The sequence below is a fragment of the Brachybacterium phenoliresistens genome (genome assembly GCF_000576425.1).
Taxonomy (GTDB): Bacteria; Actinomycetota; Actinomycetes; order Actinomycetales; family Dermabacteraceae; genus Brachybacterium; species Brachybacterium phenoliresistens.
Genome location: NZ_KK070000.1, coordinates 79,699 through 99,499, shown reverse-complemented (window position 1 = coordinate 99,499; position 19,801 = coordinate 79,699). Strand labels below are relative to the sequence as shown.

Below are 19,801 nucleotides of genomic sequence, written 5' to 3'. Positions count from 1 at the left end.
CGCCGCGCCGCCCGGGCGGCCGCCCGCCGGGCCCGCCGCGCCGCGCCCGCGGCCCGGCGGCAGTCGGTGCGCGAGCGCGGGCTGTGGGCCTGGTTCATCCCCGAGTCCCGGCGCATGAGCCTGGCGATCCTCGTCGCCCTCCTCGCCGTCTTCGCCCTGCGCCCGCTGCCGGGCTTCGACGTGCTCCGCTCGACCTCCCTCGGCGCGGAGCGCAGCATCGGGGCCCTCTCGGCGCTGGGCCTGCTGTTCATCGCCGTCACGACCCTGTACTCCCTGGTCACCACGGCCCTGATGCACTGGGTCGGCTCCCATCTGGACCGTCGCGAGCTGCGCGTGATCGCCCGGCTGAGCCGGGCGCGCCACTCCGTCGGGTGGTACCGGTGGGTGTGGGGCAGCACCGGCGCGCGGTCGGAGGCCGTGCAGATGCTCGTCACCTGCGCCGTCGCGGTACTGGTGCTGCTGACCCGGCCCGATTCCGTCCCCGTGGTGATCCCGCTGCTGTTCACCGCGGGCGCCGTGGTCGCGGCGTGGCTGAGCAGCGTCGTCGGGTTCGCCGCGGAGTACGCGGCGGAGGACTCCCACGGCACGGGACTGCACATGCCCGCCGTCCCGCCGGCCGAGCGCGGCTACGAGGAGTACCTCGACCTCGCCGTGCTGGTGCAGACCACCTCCGGGCCCCCGGGCGTGGTCGGCACCACCCGGGCCGCGCGGCGCGCGCTGCGCTCCCAGTCGATCCTCGCGCACGTGATGAGCACGGTGATCATCTCCCTCGCGGTCTCCGTGGTGCTGACCTCGCTGACCTGAACTGCCCGGGGACGCCCCCGCACTAGGATGACGGGGTGCGCCGCCTGCCGGTGCGCCGGCCCAGAACGCCCCGACATCGGAAGGTCGTCGTATGTCCACGCTCCACGACGAGCAGATCCCCCCGCGCGAGAAGGTCCTGGTCGTCGGCGCCGGTCCCGCCGGGCTCGCCGCCGCCGCCGCGCTGAAGGCGCTCGACGTCCCCTTCGACCTCGTCGACCGCGCCGCGCACGTCGGCGGCATCTGGAACCTCGAGCGCGAGGACTCGCCCGTGTGGCCGGCGATGGAGATGGTCTCCTCACGCGACTTCACGCAGTTCGAGGACATGCTGCAGCCGGCGTCCTACCCGACCTTCCTCGATCCGGGGCGGATGGCGAAGTACCTGCGGGCGTACGCCGCGCGCCACGAGCTGACCGACCACTTCCTGCCGCGCACCGAGGTGCGCTACGCCAAGCCCTTCGGCGAGGGGACCTGGCAGGTGGAGCTGTCCACCGGGCACGTCCACGTCTACCGGGCGATCATCGCCGCCCACGGCATCAGCGAGCGTCCGCATCGGCCCGCATGGGCGGCGGACCTCCCCTCGACCACGCAGGTGCTCGACGCCCGCGACTGGAACGGCGGGGACGGGCTCGAGGGCCGGCGCGTCGTGGTCGTCGGCTCCGGCCAGTCCGCGGCGGACATCGCCGTGGATGCGGCGCGGCGCGCCGGCTGGGTGCACTGGTCCGTGCGCACCGGCCACTGGATCGTCCCCCGGCGCATCGGCCCCGTGCCCGGGGACGTGGCGGCCGCCCGCGAGCCCGCCCTGCTGGGCCGCGTCAACGCGCGGATCGCCGATCTCGTCGCCAAGGGCACCGTGGGCGATCCCGCGGACCTCGGCCTCCCCCGCCCGACGGCCGACGTGCTCGATGACCGCGTGATCATCTCCGACGACGTCGCCGACCGGATCCGCGAGGGGCGCATCACGCCCGCCGCGGACGTCGCCTCCGTCACCGCCGACGGCGACCTGCAGCTGGTGGACGGCACGGTGCTCGGCGCGGACGTCGTCATCCTCGCGACCGGATACGAGCAGGGCGCCGGCTACCTCCCCCGGGACATCGTGCCCCGCACCGCCTCCGGCTCCCCCGACCTGTTCCTGGGCGCGTTCCCGCGATCCCGCGACGACCTGGTCCTTCTGGGGCAGCTGCGGGTCAGCGGCGGGGTCCTCCCCGTGCTCGTCGAGCAGGCCGATGTGGCCGCCTACTTCCTGCGCGCGGTGCGCGAGGACGCCCCGGCGGCCGATGCCTTCCGCCGTCTGCGCACCGGAGCGGACGCCTCCGTGCGCCGCCGCACCGTGCAGGACGCGGGCCTTCTGGGTCGCCTGCGCGGGGCGCTCGACTCCGCGGCCGATGCCCAGCGCCGCACTCCCTCCCCGGAGTCCGGGGCGGCCGAGGGGCTGGTGCCGTTCGTGGACCGGGACGAGCTGCTGGACCGTCTGCGCGCGGCCCGCGGCCTGTTCCGCTGACCGCGCCGCCCGCTCAGCGGCGGCGCAGCACGAGGAGGACGGCGGCGAGCGCCCCGGCGGCCATCGCGGTGACGGCGATGCCGCCCTGGCGCTGATCGGCCAGGGCATCCGCGCGCCAGGTGCGCCCCGTCGCCCCGAACCAGCTGGACTGGATGAGGTCCGAGCCGGTCATGAGCACGATCCCCGCCGCAAGGACCACCAGCAGCGGGGTGACGAGCACGAGGGCGCGGCCCCGGGCCAGGCGCGACGCGGCGACCGGTGCGGCGCCGGCGAGGACCGCCAGGTGCAGCAGGGCGAGGTGGGCCGCATGGCCGTCCAGGGCCAGGCGCAGCAGCGGCGTCGCATACACGGCGACCAGCAGCAGGACCGGCACGGCGCCGAGCGCGGCGAGCACCGCGGTGGAGCGCCGGCCGTCCTCGGCCGGGGCGTCCTGGTCCGTCCCCGCGGCCCGGCGCAGCGCCGCAGGGAGCGTGACCAGGGCGCCGAGCACCGGGCCGACCAGCAGCATGAGAAGCAGGTGCTCCATCAGATGGGCGGAGACCAGCACCTTCGCGTACACCGCGACGGAGCTGGAGGTGATGAGGACCATCACCGCGCAGGCCGCGAGCAGGGCGAGGCTGGAGCGCGACGACCGGGCGGGACCGGTGGGCCGCCACCACAGCAGCAGCAGGACGATCGCGGCGGCGAGGGCGTAGGCGTCCGGCCGCCAGGTCGTCAGCAGCTCGACGAGGCCCGGGGCCGGCGGCAGCGGGTAGCCGGTGAGGATGCCCGCCGGTCCGGTCGCGGCGGCCGACTGCTGCGCGGGAGGCGGTGAGCTCGACATGGCGGCGGCCAGGCCCACGGCGATGCCCATCAGTCCCAGCTCGAGGACCGCGAGGCGGCGGTACTCCCGGATCGGCTCCGGGACGGCCGCCCCGGATCCCGCGGCCCCGGCCCCGGGTCCTGCCGAGGCGGAGATGCGGGCGCCGGCATCGGCCTCCACCCGTCCCGCGAGCAGGCGCCGCTGACGCAGCCCGAACAGGGCCAGGATGCCCAGCAGCACCGCCTTGGCCACCCCGATCTGCACGTACAGGCTGGTCAGCACGTCGGAGGGGCCGTTCATCCGCACCGACAGGGCCCAGACCCCGCTGATCAGCAGCGCGCACCAGGCGATCAGGGCGAGGTGGGAGAACCGGCGGATCACCGCGGCGCTGTCGCGGTCCGGCCCGGGCGGCAGCAGCTGCAGGACGCCGAGGGCGCCGACCCAGATCCCCATCGCCAGCAGGTGGACGAGCATGGTGGAGGTCGCGACCTCGTGGTTCGCGTCCCCGGCGGCGTGCCCCGTCATCGCCTTCGCGAACAGGCCCAGGCCCGCCAGCAGCACCACCGCCCGGGCGAGGGCGACGGAGGATCCGAGCAGGGCCACGGACGTGGTCAGGGCGGCGACGACGACGCCGGTGATCAGCCAGACCCCCAGGTCGGTGCCGAGGAACACGGACGCGTCGGAGCCGAAGCGCGGGGATCCCACGGGCTGCCCGGTGGCGACCGCGTAGGAGAAGGCCAGGGCGAGGGCCTGGGCGAGGGTCCAGACGCCGGCGCAGATCGCGGAGACCAGCAGGGCCCGGGACCGGGCGGACTCCTCCCGGACGATCCAGGCGGCGACGATGCTGCCGCCGAGGGTCAGGGCGCCGGAGAGGTCGGCGAGGACCGCGGCGGCGGGGGCGCCGTGGCGGGCGATCGCCCCGGCGTCGATGAGCACGACGTTGTCCCCGGCGGCGAGCGCGGCGGTGGCGGCGGCGAGGGCGGCGACCCCGGCGACGGCCAGGGCGACCAGGGCGACCACCGCCGGGAGCGGGAGCGCCGCGCCCGGGGGCTGGTCGCCGGGGCGGGGCGGACGACGGTCGTCGGAGCCCGGGCCGGGGCGGGAGCGCGGGGCCTGCGGGGTGCGGGCCCGGCTCATCGGCCGATCACCAGGCCCAGCCACAGCGCGGACATGCCCGCACCGATGCTGAGCAGGAGGTACCCCACCCCGATCACGGTGAACCGGCGGCGGGAGAGGTCGACGATCTCGATGGCGGCGCTGCTGAGCGTGGACATCGCCCCGCACAGCCCGGTGCCCAGCAGGAGGTAGCCGAGGCGGGCGCCGCCGGCGGAGGCCGAGCCGAGCTGGGCGACGAAGACGCCCAGCAGGAAGGAGGCGAGGATGTTGGCGAGGAACACGGGCCAGGGCACCAGGTCCAGGATGATCGAGGGGCGCCCGTCGCGCTCGCGCAGAGCCTTCCAGCCCTCGCCGATCCCCCAGCGGGCGACGGCGCCGACGGCGCCGCCGATCGCCACCAGCAGCACTGCGACCAGGACCGTCATGAGGCGTCCTCCTCGTTCGGGGTGGGGGCGGGCTCCACCCGGCGCCGGCGGTGCCCGCTGCGGGCGGGGCGCTGCAGGCGCGCGGGGCGCACGCCCGCGAGCCGGGATGTGGGTCCCAGCCGGGCCAGGCCGGCGGCGCGGGCGCTCACGCGCCCGACCATCAGGCCGACCATGATCGCGACCACGGCGAGGAGCACGGTGAGCGTCCCGTACAGCAGCGCCAGGCGCGGGAACTCGGCGCCGATCATCGCCGATCCCTCGAGGACCACGGTGGAGAAGGTGGTGAACCCGCCGATCATGCCGGTGCCCACCGCGGGGAACAGCCAGCGCGGGGCGTCCCGGCGCACCTGGATGCCGCCGGCCAGCAGGCCCATGGCCAGGCATCCCAGGGTGTTGGCCAGGAGCGTCGACCAGGGCATCTCGACGAGTGTCGGGGTGGTCGTCGAGGGCAGCAGGAGCTGCAGCAGGAAGCGCAGCACGGCGCCCACGGCGCCGCCGCCCGCGATGAGCAGGGCGATCTGCCAGCGCGGCAGCGGCGGCAGGACCGGACCGGATCCGAAGACCTCCTCCTCGGTGCCCGGGATGTTCAGCGCCGCCATCTCGACGGTCTGCATGCGCGGGTCGTCGCGGCGTCGAGGGGCGGGCGGAGTAGTCACCGCACCAGCGTACCCAGCGCCGCGGGAGCGGCGATCCAGGGCCCCTGCCCTGCGGGCCCGGACCGCCGCGCCGGGATCAGCCCCAGACCAGGCCCAGGTCGGGCTGCTCGAGGACCGCGGAGACGTCCCGCAGCAGCTCGGCGCCGAGGGCGCCGTCGATGAGGCGGTGGTCGAAGCTCGCGGCCAGCTGGGCGACCTGGCGGGGCACGATCTGCCCGTCGATCACGCGCGGCTTCTCCTTGACCGCCCCCATGCCGAGGATCACGGACTCCCCCGGGTTCAGGATCGGCGTGCCGGAGTCGATGCCGAACACCCCGAAGTTCGTGATGGTGATGGTGCCCTCGCGGGTCGCCGAGAGCGGCGTGCGGCCGGCCCGGGCGGTCTTGGCCAGGTCGTTGATGCCGATGGCGAGCTCGCGCAGGGTCAGCAGGTGGGCGTCCTTGATGTTCGGGACGATCAGCCCGCGCGGCGTCGCCGCGGCGATGCCGAGGTTCACGAAGTGCTTGTAGACGATCTCCTGGGAGGCCTCGTCCCAGCTGGCGTTGACCTCGGGGTTGCGGCGGATCGCCACCAGCAGCGCCTTGGCCACCACCACGAGCGGGGAGATCTTCACATCGGCCCATTCGCGCGAGGCCCGCAGCCGGCCCACGAGGTCCATGGTCGCGGTCATGTCGACCTCGTTGAACACGGTCACGTGCGGGGCGGTGAAGGCGGAGGAGACCATCGCCTCGGCGGTGCGCTTGCGCACCGAGCGGATCGGCACGCGGGTGGTGCGGTCATCGCTCGTGTACCCGGCGAAGGGCTGCGACAGGCTCGACTTCATGGTGCCCGGGAGCGTCTCGGGCGCCTGCGGGGACTCGTCGGGGAAGTAGTCGCCGTCGTGGACGCTCACGGTGTCCCCGCCGATGGCCCGCTGCTGCGCCGCGAGCACGTCCTCGCGGGTGACGGTGCCGTCGGGACCGGTCGCGAAGACGTCCGCCAGGGCGATGCCGAGGTCGCGGGCGAGCTTGCGCACCGGCGGCTTGGCGAGGATCCGGTCGATCGGCACCTGCGTGTCCGCCGCGGGCTGGACCCGGCGTCGGCGCCGCGGGGGCGCCTCCGTGGAGCCGTAGCCGACGAGGTTCTTCGGCTCCTCCTCCGCCGGGGCGGCCGGGGCCGGCTCCGCCGGGGAGGCCGATGCCGCGGCCGACGGGCCGTCAGGGGCCGGAGCCGATGCGGGGGCATCGGCCGCAGGAGCATCGGCCGTGGGGGCATCGGCCGTGGGGGCATCGGCCGCAGGAGCATCCGCCGCAGAGCCCGCCGGGGCGGGGCCGCCGTCGGTGTCGACCTCGATCAGCGGGGTGCCCACCGGGACCTCGTCGCCGACGGCCACGAGCACGCGCGTGACGGTGCCGCCGACATGGCTGGGCAGCTCGACGGCGCTCTTGGCCGTCTCCACCTCGATCACGGGGTCGTTGATGGAGATCCGGTCGCCCACGGAGACCTTGATGTCGATGATCTCCGCCTCCGTGAGGCCCTCACCGGGGTCGGTCAGCGTGATCAGCACGAGAGTGGTCATGGCGCGGATCCTTTCAGTGGGCGAGGAGGCGGTCCACGCCGTCCATCACCCGGTCGAGATCGGGCAGGTAGGCGTGCTCGGTGCGCGCCGGCGGGTACGGCGTGTGGAAGCCGCCCACACGCAGCACCGGTGCCTCCAGATGGTAGAAGCACTCCTCGGTGATGCGCGCGGCGATCTCCCCTCCGAGCCCTCCGAGGACCGGAGCCTCGTGGACGATGAGCAGACGGCCGGTGCGCCGCACCGAGTCCGCGATCGTGGGGACGTCGATCGGCGACAGCGACCTAGCGTCGATGACCTCGACGGACACGTCCTCCTGGGCGGCGGAGGCCGCGGCCTCCAGGGCCAGCGGCACGCTGGGGCCCCAGGCCAGCAGCGTGAGATCGGTGCCGGGGCGGACGACGGCGGCCTGCCACGGGGACAGCTCGGGCCGATGATCGGTGTCGACGTCGCCCTTCATCCAGTAGCGCCGCTTGGGCTCGAGCATGATCACCGGGTCATCGGTCTCGATGGCCTGGCGGGTCATCCAGTAGGCGTCGTGCGCGGTCGAGGGGGCCAGGATCCGCAGCCCGGCGGTGTGGGCGAACAGCGCCTCGGGGCTCTCGGAGTGGTGCTCGACCGCCCCGATCCCGCCGCCGTGGGGGATGCGGATGACCAGCGGCATCCGCACGCGGCCGCCGGTGCGGTAGTGCATCTTGGCGACCTGGGTGGTGATCTGGTTGTAGGCCGGGAAGACGAAGCCGTCGAACTGGATCTCCACCACGGGGCGGTAGCCGCGGAAGGCGAGGCCGACGGCGGTGCCGACGATGCCGGCCTCGGCCAGCGGCGTGTCCACCACGCGCTGGGAGCCGAACTCTGCGTGCAGGCCGTCGGTGACCCGGAAGACGCCGCCGAGGACGCCGACGTCCTCGCCCATGATCAGCACGTGCTCGTCGGCGCGCATGGCGTCGCGCAGCCCGGCGGTGATCGCCTTGGCGATGGGGAGCTGGACGATGCTCACCGGCCCGCCTCCTCGTCCTCGAACTGGGAGAGGTACTGCACGTACGCCTCGCGCTCGGCATCGACGATCGGATGCGGCTCGGAGTAGACGTTGTCGAACACGATCATCGGGTCCGGGTCCTTCATGCCGTGGATGTGGTGGTGCAGCTGCATGGCGAGGTCATGGGCCTCCTCCTCGCAGGTGGCGACGTAGGCCTCGTCGATCTCGTCGAGGCCCGCGAGGTGGCGGCGCAGGCGCAGGATCGGGTCCTTCTCGGCCCATTCCTCCTCCTCGGAGCCCGGACGGTAGCGGGAGGCATCGTCGCTCGTGGTGTGGGCGGCCATGCGGTAGGTGAGGGACTCGATGAACCGCGGCCCCTCCCCTGCCCGGGCGGAGTCCAGGCCGCTGCGCACCGCGCCGAGCACGGCCAGGACGTCGTTGCCGTCCACCCGCACCGAGGGGATGCCCCAGCCGCGCGAGCGCTGGGCCAGCGGGACCCGGGTCTGGACGGAGGTGGGGACGGAGATCGCCCACTGGTTGTTCTGGGAGTAGAAGACCACCGGCGCCTCGAAGGAGGCGGCGAAGGTGAAGGACTCGGCGACCTCCCCCTCGCTGGAGGCGCCGTCGCCGAACAGGGCCAGCACGGCCGTGTCCCGCTCGAGGTCGCCGGTGCCGACGGCGCCGTCGCGCTGCAGGCCCATGCCGTAGCCGACCGCGTGGGGCGCCTGCGCGCCGAGCACGATCATGTACGGGTGGGTGCGCAGCTCGTGCGGGTCCCAGCCGCCATGGCTGATGCCGCGGAACATCTCCAGCAGGCGCCATGGCTCGATCCCGCGCGCCCAGGCGATGCCGTGCTCGCGGTAGGTGGGGACGAGATAGTCCTGGGTCCTGGCCGCATGCCCGGCGCCGATCTGCGCGGCCTCCTGGCCCAGCGCGCTCGCCCACAGGCCCAGCTGGCCCTGGCGCTGCAGGCTGGTGGCCTCGAGGTCCGCGGCGCGGATCATCACCATGTCGCGGTAGTAGCCGCGCAGGCGCTCGGGGGTCGCCAGGCCGCCGGCCTCGAGGACCTCGTCGAACTCCTCGTGCGGGGTCCGGGTCCCGTCCGCGGAGAGAAGCTGGATCATCGGCTCGTCCGCCGCCACAGCGGGGATCGTGGTTCGGAAAGCACTCACGACGGTAGCGTAACTTACGGAACCGTAACGTCAAGGGTCCCGGCCGGATCGGCGCGTCGCGGGCCCCCGGCATCCCGGTGGCCTGCGCCGGGACGCGCGGCCTGCATGTCAGGATGGACACATGGCGCACGTACTCGCGGTGGACGACGACCCCGACATCCTCGAGCTGGTGGCCCTGAAGCTCCGCTCGGCCGGCCACACGGTGACCACGGCCGGCTCCGGCGAACGGGCCCGGGACGTGCTCGCCGCCCATCCGGACATCGAGCTGGCGGTCGTGGACCACATGCTCCCCGGCATGACCGGGGTGGACCTGGTGCGCGCGCTGCGCGCCGAGGGGTCCGCGCTGCGGGTGCTGATGCTCACCGCCCGCAGCCAGGAGCGCGACCTCGTCGGCGGCTTCAGCGCGGGAGTCGACGACTACCTCACCAAGCCCTTCTCCCCGCGCGAGCTGGCCGTGCGGGTCCGGGCGCTGCTGGACCGACGATGACCCTGCCCTGGCTCACCCCGCACCTGCTGGTCACGGTGCTCGTGACCGTCTGGGCGCTGGTCCTCCTCACGATCCTCGCCACCCTCCTCTCCCACGCCGCGCGGGTCCGCACGGAGCGCTCGCAGCGCGCGCTGGACGAGGCGGCGCGCCCCCTGGTGGCACGGTTCGTCCTGGACGATCCGGTGGACCCCGGCCTGCGCGCGACGCTGCGCGATGCCCGCGGGGCCTTCGGGGACCGGGTCGACGAGCGTCTGCTCGCGGTGCTCGAGGGCATCACCGGGGAGGGCCGGGAGCGGACGGTCGCGCTGCTGGTGGACCGGGGGCACCCGGCGCGGCTGCGCCGACGCGCCCGCTCCCGCCGAGCCCTGGTCCGCGCCGCCGCGATCCGGCGCCTGGGCCGGCTGGCCCTGCCCGCCGATGCCGACCTGGTGCGCCGGGCGACCGCCGACCGGGCGCCCGTCGTGTCCTCCGTCGCCGCCCGCGCCCTCGCCGCCTACCCGGGGGCCGCATCGGCCCAGGCCGTGCTCGACCTGCTGCGCGCAGGAGCCTCGGTCCCCCAGCTGGTCGTGGTGAACTCGCTGATCGGCCAGGGCGAGGCCGACGAGGACGCCCTCGCCCGGATCCGCCAGGGTCTCGAGGACCCCGAGGCGCGGGTGCGCGCGGCCTGCGCCCAGGTGCTCGGGGAGCTGACCAGCACGGCCGATGCCCCGCTGCTGGGCGAGCTGCTGCGCCGCGATCCCACCGCGGGCGTGCAGCTGGCCGCCGCCGGAGCGCTGCGGCGCGTCGGCCGGGCCGGCGCCGTGCCGGCGCTCCTGGAGGGCACCCGATCCGCCTGGGGGCCGGTGCGCCTGCAGGCGCTGCAGGCCCTGCTCGCCCTGCCCCGCGAGGTCGCGGCGCCCGCCCTGGCCGAGGTCGCCCGCCGCGGCGACCCGCTGCTGGAGCCCCTCCTGCCCCGACCCGCCGACCTTCCCGGGAGCTGACCGATGGACGTGCTCGAGCTGACCGGGACCTGGGTGGACGACGCGGTGCGCGCCGTGCTGCTCTGGACGGCGATCCCGTCCCTGCTGTACTTCCTGGCGATCGCCGTGCAGCAGGGCGTGCTCGTCCTCATGGGCTGGGTCGACGTCCGTGCGAGCTCCGCCCGGCGGGACGTGCTCGACCTCGCCGAGACCGCCACCGCCCCCGTCTCGATGAGCCTGACCGTCGTGATGGCCGCCTACAACGAGTCCGCGGTGATCGCCGAGTCCGTGCGGTCGGTCCTCGCCCTGGACTACCCCGACCACGAGGTCGTCGTCGTCAACGACGGCTCCACCGACGACACCCTCGAGGTCCTCCGCCGCACCTACGACCTGGTGCCCAGCGACCGGGAGGTGCGCGCTGCGGGGAACCTGCAGGTGCGCGGCGCCGTGCGCGGCGTCCTCGAGGCCCGCGACCCCGCGGTCCCGCTGGTGGTGGTGGACACCGAGAACTCGGGCCGCGCCGATGCCTCCAACGCCGGGCTCGCCGTGAGCGCGAAGGACCTCGTGGTGTTCTTCGACGCGGACTCGGTGCTGGACGCCGACGCCCTGCTGCTGGCCGTCCAGCCCTTCCTCGACGATCCGCTGCGGGTGGTCTGCACCGGCGGGAACATCCGCGCCGTCAACGGCTGCCGCGTGGTCGCCGGGCGCGTGGTCGAGGAGGGGATGCCCCGGCCGTGGCTGGCCCGCCTCCAGGTCGTCGAGTACCTGCGCGCCTTCAGCCTGGGCCGCGCCGGGTGGTCCCGCCTCGGGGCGCTGATGCTGGTCTCGGGCGCGTTCGGCGTGTACCGGCGCGACATGCTGCTGGAGGTCGGCGGCTTCGACGCCGACACCATCGGCGAGGACTTCGAGCTGACCATGTCCCTGCATCGCTGGTGCCGTCGCCGCCGCCGCGCCTACCGCCTCGTCTTCGTCGCCGAGCCCACCTGCTGGACCGAGGTGCCCGAGTCGCGGGCCGTGCTGCAGCGGCAGCGCTCCCGGTGGCATCGCGGCCTGTGGGAGGTGCTGTGGAAGCACCGCGGGATGCTGCTGAACCCGCGCTACGGGCGGATCGGGATGGTCGGGCTGCCCAGCTTCTGGCTGTTCGAGCTCATGGCTCCCCTGTTCGAGCTGGTGGGCCTGGCCCTCATCCTGCTGGCGATCGCCGTCGGGGCGATCGACCCCGTCCTCGCGCTGGCTGCCCTCGGCATCTCGCTCGGGATCGGCATCCTCGTGACCGTGCTGGCGATGCTCATCGAGGAGGGCGCCCGGCGCCGGCGCACCACGGTGGCCGACCTCGGCGTGATGGTCCTCTGCGCCGTGGTGGAGAACCTCGGGTACCGCCAGCTCACGGCCGTGTGGCGGCTGCAGGGATGGTGGCAGGCGCTGCGCGGCTCCACCGCGTCCTGGGGCGAGATGACCCGCACGGGGTTCGCCACCGACTGATCGCGGCTCCCCGGCTGACCGCGGCGCCCCGGCTGATCGCGGTGCGGTGCGGCGGCGCGCCCGCCCTCAGGTGCGGGCCAGGGGCAGCACCAGGGTGATCGCGGTCCCCTGGCCTAGGGTCGAGCTGATCTCGACCTCCCCGCCGTGGGCGCGGACGATGCGCCGGGTGATCATCAGCCCGAGCCCGTTGCCGCTGATCCCCGCGCGGGTCGCGCTGCGCGCCCGGAAGTACGGCGTGAACAGCGAGTCGAGGTCCTCCGCGTCGATCCCGATCCCCTCGTCGGCCACCTGAAGCCGGGCTCGGCCCTCGTCCACGGCCAGGGACACGCGGATCGTGCCCTGGTCGTGGGAGTAGGTCACGGCGTTGGAGAGCAGGTTGTCCACGGCCTGGCCCAGGCGCTCGGGATCCGCGTTGACCAGCTCGACGTCCTCCTCCAGCCCGGCGGTGACGATGCTCAGGCCCCGGCCGCGGGCCCGGGGGCCGATGGCCTCGATCTGCTCGGCGACCAGGCGCGTCAGGCTCGTGCGGTGCTCGGGCGCGCTGGCCGAGCCGATGTGGTCCGAGCTGGTCCGGGCGGAGTCCAGCAGTCCCATGATCAGGGAGCGCAGGCGGTCGACGTTGCGGGAGACCACGCCCAGATGGGACCGCACCGTGGCGGAGGGGACGGCGTCCGCGTCCTCCGCCTCGTCCGCCAGCAGCTCGACGTACCCGGCGATCGAGGTCAGCGGCGTCTTCAGCTCGTGGGAGATCCCCGCCAGGAACTGCTCCTCCTGGAGCACGGCGGCGAGGGAGGTGGTCACGTCGTGGACGACCATGAGCATGCGCCCGTCGTCCAGGCGCGTGGACGAGATGGACAGGGCGATCCGGTTCCCGTCCGCCTCCGTCCAGACGGCCTGCCCGTCCAGCTCCGCACCGCCGCGCACCCGGGCGAGGGGGTTGCGGTCCGGGCGCACCGGGTAGCGGCCGTTCTCGGTGAAGACGGGATCATCCAGCAGCTCCTGGACGGGCACGTCGCGGCCGGCGCCCTTCAGCCGTCCTCGGCTGCGCAGGCTCCCGTCGAGCTGGATCACCACCTCGACCGCCCCGATCGCATCGGCGATCAGCGCGTTGCGCCGGCTGGTCTCGTCCAGCCGGCTCACGATCGAGGCGACGACCATGCCGAGCGCGCCGATCAGCAGCGTGAGGGAGAACCCGCGGGCCAGCACCGTCATGGCCTGCCCCGGCGCGATCACCAGGCCGACCACGACCGACATCACCGAGATGCCGAGCGCCAGCCCGACCCCGCGATAGCGCAGCTGGGCGGCCAGCCAGACCGCCGGCAGCGTCATCAGCGCCCCGCGCAGCACGGGCGCGTCGACGAGCCCCCAGCGCGCGACCGCGAGCACCAGCAGATCGAGGACGGGCACGAGGAGCAGCGCACGGCGCTCGAACCGGGCGGCCCCGGCGTCCGAGCGGCGGGCCAGGATCATCCCGATCACCAGCAGGAGCGTCAGGGCGTGCACGAGCAGGTCGCCGCCCCAGTACAGGCGGGGCCGCTCGATCCGCGTGCCGTCCAGCAGCAGGCTGCCGATCACCAGGCAGGCGGACAGGGTGAGCTGATGGCCCAGCGCGATCATCGGCATCTCGGCGACGGGTCCGGAGACCTCGCCGCGCAGGGCCCTCCTCACCCACCGGGTCGGGCCGGGTCCTGGTCGCTGCGCAGTCACCCTCCGAGCGTAGTGCGATCATCGGCGCCGGCCCATCCGCGCGCGGCCGTTGCGGCAGAATCGGGGGATGGATCCCGCGCGACCACCCGCCGGCGCCTCGCTGCGCATCATCGGCCTCATGTCCGGCACCAGCCACGACGCGATCGATGCCGCGGCCTGCGACCTGTGGGCCGAGGGCGACGACCTGGTGCTGCGCCCGCGGGGCATGATCAGCGTCCCCTATGCGCCGTCCCTCCGCGCCCGGCTGATCGCCGCCCTGCCGCCGCGGGAGACCACGATGCAGGAGGTGTGCCGGCTGGATGCCGACATCGGCCGCGCCTTCGCCGAGGTCGCCGTGCAGGCGAGGAGCGAGCTGTGCGACGGCGCCGCGGACCTGGTCGTCTCCCACGGGCAGACGATGTTCCACGACGTCCGCGACGGCGCCGTCCACGGCACCCTGCAGCTGGGACAGCCGGCCTGGATCGCGGAGGCGACCGGCAGCACCGTCGTCGCCGACCTGCGGTCCCGCGATGTGGCCGCCGGCGGCCAGGGCGCCCCGCTGGTGAGCCTGGTCGATGCGCTGTGGCTCGCCGGCCGGGATGCGGCGGTGGTGAACCTGGGCGGGATCGCCAACGCGACCCTGCTGCGGCCGGGCGCGGACCCGGTCGCCTTCGACACAGGTCCGGCGAACGCGCTGATCGACGCGGCCGTCGCCGAGGCCACCGGCGGCGAGCGCCGCTACGACGAGGACGGTCGCCTCGCCGCCGGCGGCACCGTCGACGACGCGCTGCTGGCGATGCTGCTCGCCGAGCCGTACTACGCGCTCCCCGCCCCGAAGACCACCGGCAAGGAGCTCTTCCACGCCGACTACCTGGCCGACCGCCTGAGCGGGAGGGTGCGCCCGCGGCTCGAGGACCTGGTCGCGACGCTCACCGCGCTCACGGCGCGGACGGTCGCCGATGCGGTGCGCGGCCGCGAGCTCGTCGTCGTCTCCGGCGGCGGCACCCGGAACCCCGCGCTGATGGGGATGCTGCGCGCGCAGCTGCCCGGCGCTTCGGTCGCCACCAGCGACGACCTCGGTCTGCCGTCGGCCGCGAAGGAGGCCCTGGCCTTCGCCGTGCTGGGGGCGCTGACGGTCCACGGTCTGCCGGGGACGCTGCCCTCCTGCACGGGGGCGCGGCGCGCGAGCGTCCTCGGGGCGATCCTCCCCGGACAGACGACGCCGCCGCGGATCCTGGAGGCGGCGCCGGCGCGTCTGCGGGTCCTCCCGAGCGCCTAGGGATCTCCGCCGGCACAGGCCGGGGGCAGGTTCAGATCCGCCGGAGGTGCCGCTGGCGCCACACCTCGCGCCAGGTGGGGACGCGCACGCCGTGCTCAGCCATGCGGCGTCGCAGGGCGCGGCGCGTGACCAGCATTCCCAGGATCCCCGCGGCGAGGAACGGCAGCTGCACGGCGAAGGCGAGCCGGAAGGAGTGCAGGTCGTAGTTCCCGTCGGGCCGCAGCGCGTCCAGCACGACGCCGATCAGCAGGATGCACACCAGCGCCCCCAGGAACCCGCCGGTGAGGACGAGCCCGGTGGCGGTGCCCAGCCGGTTGCCGGGCATGCTCGTGCGGGGGAAGTCGAAGCCCACGGAGGAGCCCGGACCGCCCACCGAGAAGCCGATCACCAGCAGCAGGATCAGCCACAGCGGCGCCGGGCCGGGCCAGAGCAGGATCGCCACGAAGGGGACGGCGCTGGCGAGGACCACCAGCAGCACCAGGGTGGAGCGGCGCAGCGGGTGGCGCTGGGTGAGCGCGCCGATCAGCGGGCCGGCGGCGATCGCGACGATCACGTACACCGTCATCACCGTCGAGGCGAGCGCCTGGCTCAGCCCCTCACCGGCGGTGAGGTACGGGTACCCCCACATCATCGCGAAGGCGATGCCCGGGAACCCGGAGGCGAAGTGGGTGAAGAAGCCCAGCTGCGTCGCGGGATGGCGCACGATCGCGGCGATGTCCGCCGGCAGCCGCCGGACGCTCGGCCGGGAGCGGACGGGATCTGCGCCCGGCGGCGCGGCGCGGATGATCGTCAGGGAGATCGCGGCCGCGGCGACGGCCACCCCCGCGGCGGCGGAGAACGCGGGCGTCCAGCCGAAGCGGGTCAGCACGAGCACGAAGGGCACCGCGGAGAGCACCTGGCCGAGCTGGCCGACGATGCCCGTGAGCTGCGTGTAGATCGGCACGCGCGAGGCGGGGAACCACGCGGGGACCAGGCGGATCGCGCTGGTGAAGGTGAGCGCGTCCCCCGCGCCGACGATCACCCGGGCGAGGATGGCCATCCCGACCTGGTCGGACAGGGCCAGGGCGATCTGGCCCGTCGCCATGAGCAGGGCGCCGAGGGTCAGGGTGACCCGGGCCCCGTAGGCGTCCAGGAGGACCCCGCCGGGGATCTGCCCGAGCGCGTACACGAGCAGCTGGACGACCACGAAGGTCGCCACGATCGATGCGGAGGTGCCGAAGCGGTCCGCGGCCTCCAGCCCGGAGACGCCGAGCGTCGTGCGCTGCAGGACGGCGGAGGTGTAGGCGAGGATCGCGGCGCCCCAGACGAGATAGGCCCTCACGACGTCTTCCGCCTCTCCCGCGCCTCGTGCGCGCACCCGGTCCTGCGGGCCATGCGCGGTGCGGGCACGGCTCGCCCTGTCGGGCCATTGTCGCCGGTGGACCGCCGCCCCACAAAAACCTTCCAGCAGACGGGAATCGGCGCGCCCGGCCGCCGGGGCCCGATCGGGCTCCCGGCGGCCGGGGCTCGCGCGTCAGGCGCTCGCGTCCTCCACGGCGCCGCGCAGGGCCGCGAGGTCCAGCGGCTCCTGCTGGGCGTCGAGGTCCTGGACGGGCAGCGGGCAGTCGCCCAGGTCCGGGATCTCGAGCCGGGCGCCGTTCTCCTGCATGGAGCGGTGGGCGATGATGCCCGGCAGGGTGTAGCGGGCGGCGCGCCAGGCGTTGACCACGGGCTGGGTCCGGGCGGAGACGGCGCGCGCGAAGTCGTCCACCAGGAAGTGGTGGGCTCCCTCGTGGCCGTTGGGCATCCCCTGGAACTCCTGCGGGAGGCGGGCCTGGTGGTGGGAGCGGGCCGCCCCGGCGACGAAGGCGTCGCGCAGGGTCGGCGAGACGTCCGCGAGGCGCGGGTCGTCCAGGCTCATGGTGCCCTCGGTGCGGATCAGCTCGGTGACCTCGAGGACGTCGCGCTTGTCGTGCCAGTAGGTGACGTCGATGGTCTCCTCGAAGCTGGACTCCTCGCCGAAGAAGCGGAAGCGGGACTCGCGCTTGTGGCTGGGGTAGCCCACGCGGCGCAGCTCGTTGGTGCGGAAGGCGCCGCCGTTGTCCATCTCGAACAGGGCGAAGGCGTTGGAGACGTCGTTGCCGAACATCGACACCTCCTTGTCGAAGACGCCGTCGCCGCGGGTGTCGGGACGCCCGATGCAGGAGACGGACACCGCGTGGCGGTCCTCCAGGACGCCCAGCACGCCGCCCACCGCATGGGTCGGGTAGAGCATCGGCGGGTAGGAGGCGGTGGACTTCCAGGCCTCGCCGCCGGAGTACTTGTAGGCGTCGTAGAAGCCCAGGTCCATGTCGTGGACGTAGTCGCCCTCGGCGTAGAACACCTCGCCGAACACCTTCTCGCGGTGCAGGCGGCGGGCCAGGACGACGGCGGCGTTGTACTGGCTGGTCTCGCCCATCATGTAGACCAGCCCGGTGCGCTCGACCTCGGCGCAGATCCCGCGGATCTCCTCCTCCTCGATCGCCATCGGGACCGCGGAGTACACGTGCTTGCCGGCCTGCAGGGCCTGGATCGCGATCCGGCCGTGGGTCCACCGCTGGGTGAAGATCGCGACGGCGTCGACGTCGGAGGCCAGCAGCTCCTCCACCGTCTCGAAGCGGCCCGCGAAGGTGAGGCCCCGCGCCTCGAGCGCATCGATGCGCTCGGGGACGGAGTCGACGGCGTAGACGGCATCGATGTCGGGGTGGGCGGAGAACAGCTCGGCGAAGTGGGTGCCGAACTGTCCGATGCCGATGATGCCGAGGCTGAAGGACATACTTCCTCCTTGAAAGTAAGTGGTCCGAGAACCGTACGACAGGTCGGACCTCTGCGGCAACACATATCTCGGGCGCCCCGCATCCCGGGCGACCCCCGCGCGGGATCGCCGGCGCCCGCCGTTCACCGGGACGACGCCGCACCGACGCCTGCCGGACGTCCGGACCCCCTACGGTCCCCGGGTCATCCCCCCCCGACCCTGGAGAACCGCCATGAGCTCTGCCTGCTGCGACCGCCGTCCCGACCTCGCCCCCACCGGGAGGCGGATCGCCCTCGCCGATGCGGAGCTGGCCTCGCTCGGCTTCTCCCGGCGCGGGATGCTGCGCGCCGGCGCTCTCGCCGCGGCGGGCGCGGGACTGGGGGCATCGGCCCTGGCGGCGCCCGGCCGTGCGGCGGCGGCCCCGGCCCGCCCCGTGCGCCCGAAGCATCTCACCTGGCTGGTGGGCGACCATCATGTGCACACCGTCTTCTCGCACGATGCGAAGTACCGGATCCAGGACCAGCTCGATGCCGCGCAGCGGTTCGGGGTGGACTGGCTGGCCTTCACCGAGCACGCGAACTTCGCCCACGCCGACCGCGGTCTGGCCGATTCGGGCGATCTCCTCGACGCCGAGCGCGCCCGCCGCGACCTGCTGATCTTCCAAGGGCTGGAGTGGTACATCCCCGCCGCCGAGCACGGCAGCGTGATCCTGGCCCCGGGGAAGGACAGCCGCGACGTCCTGCGCGCCTTCGAGCTGACCTTCGACGGCAAGCTCAACGGCTGGGAGAAGCCGGCCGATGCCGCCCAGCACGCCGAGTGGGAGGCGCGGGCCGCGGCGGCGATCGCGTGGCTGGGCCAGCAGAAGCGCGAGGGCCGCATCGAGGACGCCCTGGTCCTGGCGAACCATCCGATGCGGCTGGGCATCGACTCCCCGCACGAGATGCGCCGCTGGCGCGACGCGGACCCCGACATCATGATCGGCATGGAGGGCGCGCCGGGGGCGCAGGGCTCCGGGGTCAGCACGTTCGCGCGGGCCGGCGACCAGCGCGGCGAGTACACCAACGCCCCGCGCCCGGACTCCTTCGCCGCCTATCCGCTCGAGGCGTACCGGCCCTGGGGCGGCTTCGACTGGATGACCGCGACGGTGGGCGGGATGTGGGACGCGATGCTCGCCGAGGGGCTGCCGTTCTGGATCACCGCGAACTCCGACCACCACCTGCAGGTGCGCGACACGCGCCGCATCGGCGACTACCCGGCCGAGGAGCCGTACACCTCGCTGGACTCCGAGTTCGACCGGTGGGCCGTCCGCGGCCGCCGCCCCGACCCCGTCGAGACCGGGCAGCCGCAGGGCGGCTCCGACTACTGGCCCGGCGAGTTCGCGCGCATCCACACCGGCGTGACCGACCGCTCCTACGCCGCGGTGATGGACGCGATCCGCGGCGGCCGGATGTGGGTGGACCACGGGCATCTGCTGGACGGCTTCGAGGTCTCCGTGCAGGGGCTCTCCACCGGCCGCGGCCGGGAGCGCACGACCGGACCGGAGGCGACCCTGGGCGGGCGGCTGAGCGTCCGCCGCGGGCAGGACGTGCAGGTCACGCTGCGCATCACGACCTGCGACACGGAGAACTCCGCCGGGATCCTCCCCCACCTCGACCACGTCGACCTGATCGCCGGCCCGATCACCGGCCCGGTCGCGGACGCGGACGAGATGCGCGCCCCGGCCACCCGCGTGGTGCGGCAGATCGACACCGCCGGGCGGCGCGGCACCTTCACGCTCACCCACGTGTTCGAGGATGTGCAGGAGGCCTTCTACGTGCGCTTCCGCGGCTCCGACGGCAACCGTCTGGGTGCCGGGTACCACGGCGCCGAGGTCGACCCGGCCGGCCCCCAGCGCCACGGCGACCGGCTCGGCGACGCCGACCCGTGGGCGGACACCTGGTTCTACGCCAACCCCGTGTTCGTCGACGTGCGCTGACCCTCTCGCCGGCCGCCCGCCCGGCAGGGCGCACTCCCCGCCGGGCCGGCGCGATCCCGCCCGGCGGGCGCGATCCCCGTCGGCGGGCGCGGTCCCCGTCGGCGGGCGCGATCCCCGTCGGCGGGCGCGGTCCCCGTCGGCGGGCGCGATCGC

General features: G+C 74.3%; 16 protein-coding genes. 7 read left to right on the top strand and 9 right to left on the bottom strand.

What is annotated here, in order from left to right; translation table 11 throughout:
• Both BF93_RS14850 and BF93_RS14845 read left to right on the top strand, forming a co-directional pair.
• Positions 1 to 804, top strand: an 804-nt coding sequence (locus BF93_RS14850; RefSeq protein ID WP_038373692.1) for a DUF1345 domain-containing protein, incomplete at its 5' end; no start/stop codon positions are given.
• Between the two features lie 91 nt (positions 805 to 895).
• A complete protein-coding gene (locus BF93_RS14845) occupies positions 896 to 2,302 on the top strand; it encodes a flavin-containing monooxygenase (RefSeq protein WP_038373691.1) in 1,407 nt (468 codons plus the stop codon).
• 13 nt (positions 2,303 to 2,315) lie between these two features.
• Here BF93_RS14845 and BF93_RS14840 read toward each other — a convergent pair whose 3' ends face one another.
• The 6 genes from BF93_RS14840 to BF93_RS14815 form a co-directional block, all read right to left on the bottom strand.
• Positions 2,316 to 4,241: a cytochrome c oxidase assembly protein gene (locus BF93_RS14840; RefSeq protein ID WP_084148589.1), complete on the bottom strand. Its 1,926-nt coding sequence runs from the start codon at positions 4,239 to 4,241 to the stop codon at positions 2,316 to 2,318.
• A complete protein-coding gene (locus BF93_RS14835) occupies positions 4,238 to 4,645 on the bottom strand; it encodes a fluoride efflux transporter FluC (protein ID WP_038373689.1) in 408 nt (135 codons plus the stop codon). The genes BF93_RS14840 and BF93_RS14835 overlap by 4 nt, the downstream gene beginning before the upstream one ends.
• Entirely contained in the window at positions 4,642 to 5,301 is a 660-nt protein-coding gene (locus tag BF93_RS14830; protein WP_232226453.1) for a fluoride efflux transporter FluC, read from the bottom strand. The genes BF93_RS14835 and BF93_RS14830 overlap by 4 nt, the downstream gene beginning before the upstream one ends.
• 76 nt (positions 5,302 to 5,377) lie before the next feature.
• The gene (locus BF93_RS14825; protein WP_038373688.1) at positions 5,378 to 6,859 is read right to left on the bottom strand and encodes a dihydrolipoamide acetyltransferase family protein; all 1,482 of its coding nucleotides are present in this window, start codon (positions 6,857 to 6,859) and stop codon (positions 5,378 to 5,380) included.
• 13 nt (positions 6,860 to 6,872) lie between these two features.
• Positions 6,873 to 7,856 carry an alpha-ketoacid dehydrogenase subunit beta gene (locus BF93_RS14820; protein WP_038373687.1) on the bottom strand — a complete coding sequence of 328 codons (984 nt, stop codon included), beginning with the start codon at positions 7,854 to 7,856 and terminating at the stop codon, positions 6,873 to 6,875.
• Positions 7,853 to 8,959, bottom strand: coding sequence for a thiamine pyrophosphate-dependent enzyme (locus BF93_RS14815; RefSeq protein ID WP_084148591.1), 1,107 nt, complete (start codon positions 8,957 to 8,959; stop codon positions 7,853 to 7,855). Before BF93_RS14815 ends, BF93_RS14820 begins: the two co-directional genes overlap by 4 nt.
• A 169-nt stretch (positions 8,960 to 9,128) precedes the next feature.
• Here BF93_RS14815 and BF93_RS14810 point away from each other — a divergent pair, with 169 nt between their 5' ends.
• Genes BF93_RS14810 through BF93_RS14800 form a run of 3 tightly spaced genes read left to right on the top strand, consistent with a single transcriptional unit; the run spans position 9,129 to position 11,935 of the window.
• Positions 9,129 to 9,494: a response regulator transcription factor gene (locus BF93_RS14810; RefSeq protein WP_038373685.1), complete on the top strand. Its 366-nt coding sequence runs from the start codon at positions 9,129 to 9,131 to the stop codon at positions 9,492 to 9,494.
• Positions 9,491 to 10,474, top strand: coding sequence for a HEAT repeat domain-containing protein (locus BF93_RS14805; protein WP_038373683.1), 984 nt, complete (start codon positions 9,491 to 9,493; stop codon positions 10,472 to 10,474). The genes BF93_RS14810 and BF93_RS14805 overlap by 4 nt, the downstream gene beginning before the upstream one ends.
• A gap of 3 nt (positions 10,475 to 10,477) precedes the next feature.
• Entirely contained in the window at positions 10,478 to 11,935 is a 1,458-nt protein-coding gene (locus BF93_RS14800) for a glycosyltransferase family 2 protein (RefSeq protein ID WP_038373681.1), read from the top strand.
• A 66-nt stretch (positions 11,936 to 12,001) separates the two neighbouring features.
• Here the strand turns inward: BF93_RS14800 and BF93_RS14795 are convergent, their stop codons facing one another.
• Positions 12,002 to 13,642 carry a sensor histidine kinase gene (locus BF93_RS14795; protein WP_156954161.1) on the bottom strand — a complete coding sequence of 547 codons (1,641 nt, stop codon included), beginning with the start codon at positions 13,640 to 13,642 and terminating at the stop codon, positions 12,002 to 12,004.
• A gap of 67 nt (positions 13,643 to 13,709) precedes the next feature.
• Here BF93_RS14795 and BF93_RS14790 point away from each other — a divergent pair, with 67 nt between their 5' ends.
• The gene (locus BF93_RS14790; RefSeq protein ID WP_232226452.1) at positions 13,710 to 14,900 is read left to right on the top strand and encodes an anhydro-N-acetylmuramic acid kinase; all 1,191 of its coding nucleotides are present in this window, start codon (positions 13,710 to 13,712) and stop codon (positions 14,898 to 14,900) included.
• A 31-nt stretch (positions 14,901 to 14,931) separates the two neighbouring features.
• Here the strand turns inward: BF93_RS14790 and BF93_RS14785 are convergent, their stop codons facing one another.
• Both BF93_RS14785 and BF93_RS14780 read right to left on the bottom strand, forming a co-directional pair.
• Entirely contained in the window at positions 14,932 to 16,221 is a 1,290-nt protein-coding gene (locus BF93_RS14785) for an MFS transporter (RefSeq protein ID WP_038373678.1), read from the bottom strand.
• A gap of 192 nt (positions 16,222 to 16,413) precedes the next feature.
• On the bottom strand, positions 16,414 to 17,694 hold the full coding sequence (locus BF93_RS14780) for a Gfo/Idh/MocA family protein (protein WP_038373677.1): 1,281 nt from the start codon (positions 17,692 to 17,694) through the stop codon (positions 16,414 to 16,416).
• Positions 17,695 to 17,905: 211 nt separating this feature from the next.
• Between BF93_RS14780 and BF93_RS14775 the strand changes: the two genes are divergently transcribed.
• Complete coding sequence (locus BF93_RS14775) at positions 17,906 to 19,648, top strand: PHP domain-containing protein (RefSeq protein ID WP_051487008.1); 1,743 nt, start codon at positions 17,906 to 17,908, stop codon at positions 19,646 to 19,648.
• The last annotated feature ends 153 nt before the right edge of the window (positions 19,649 to 19,801 follow it).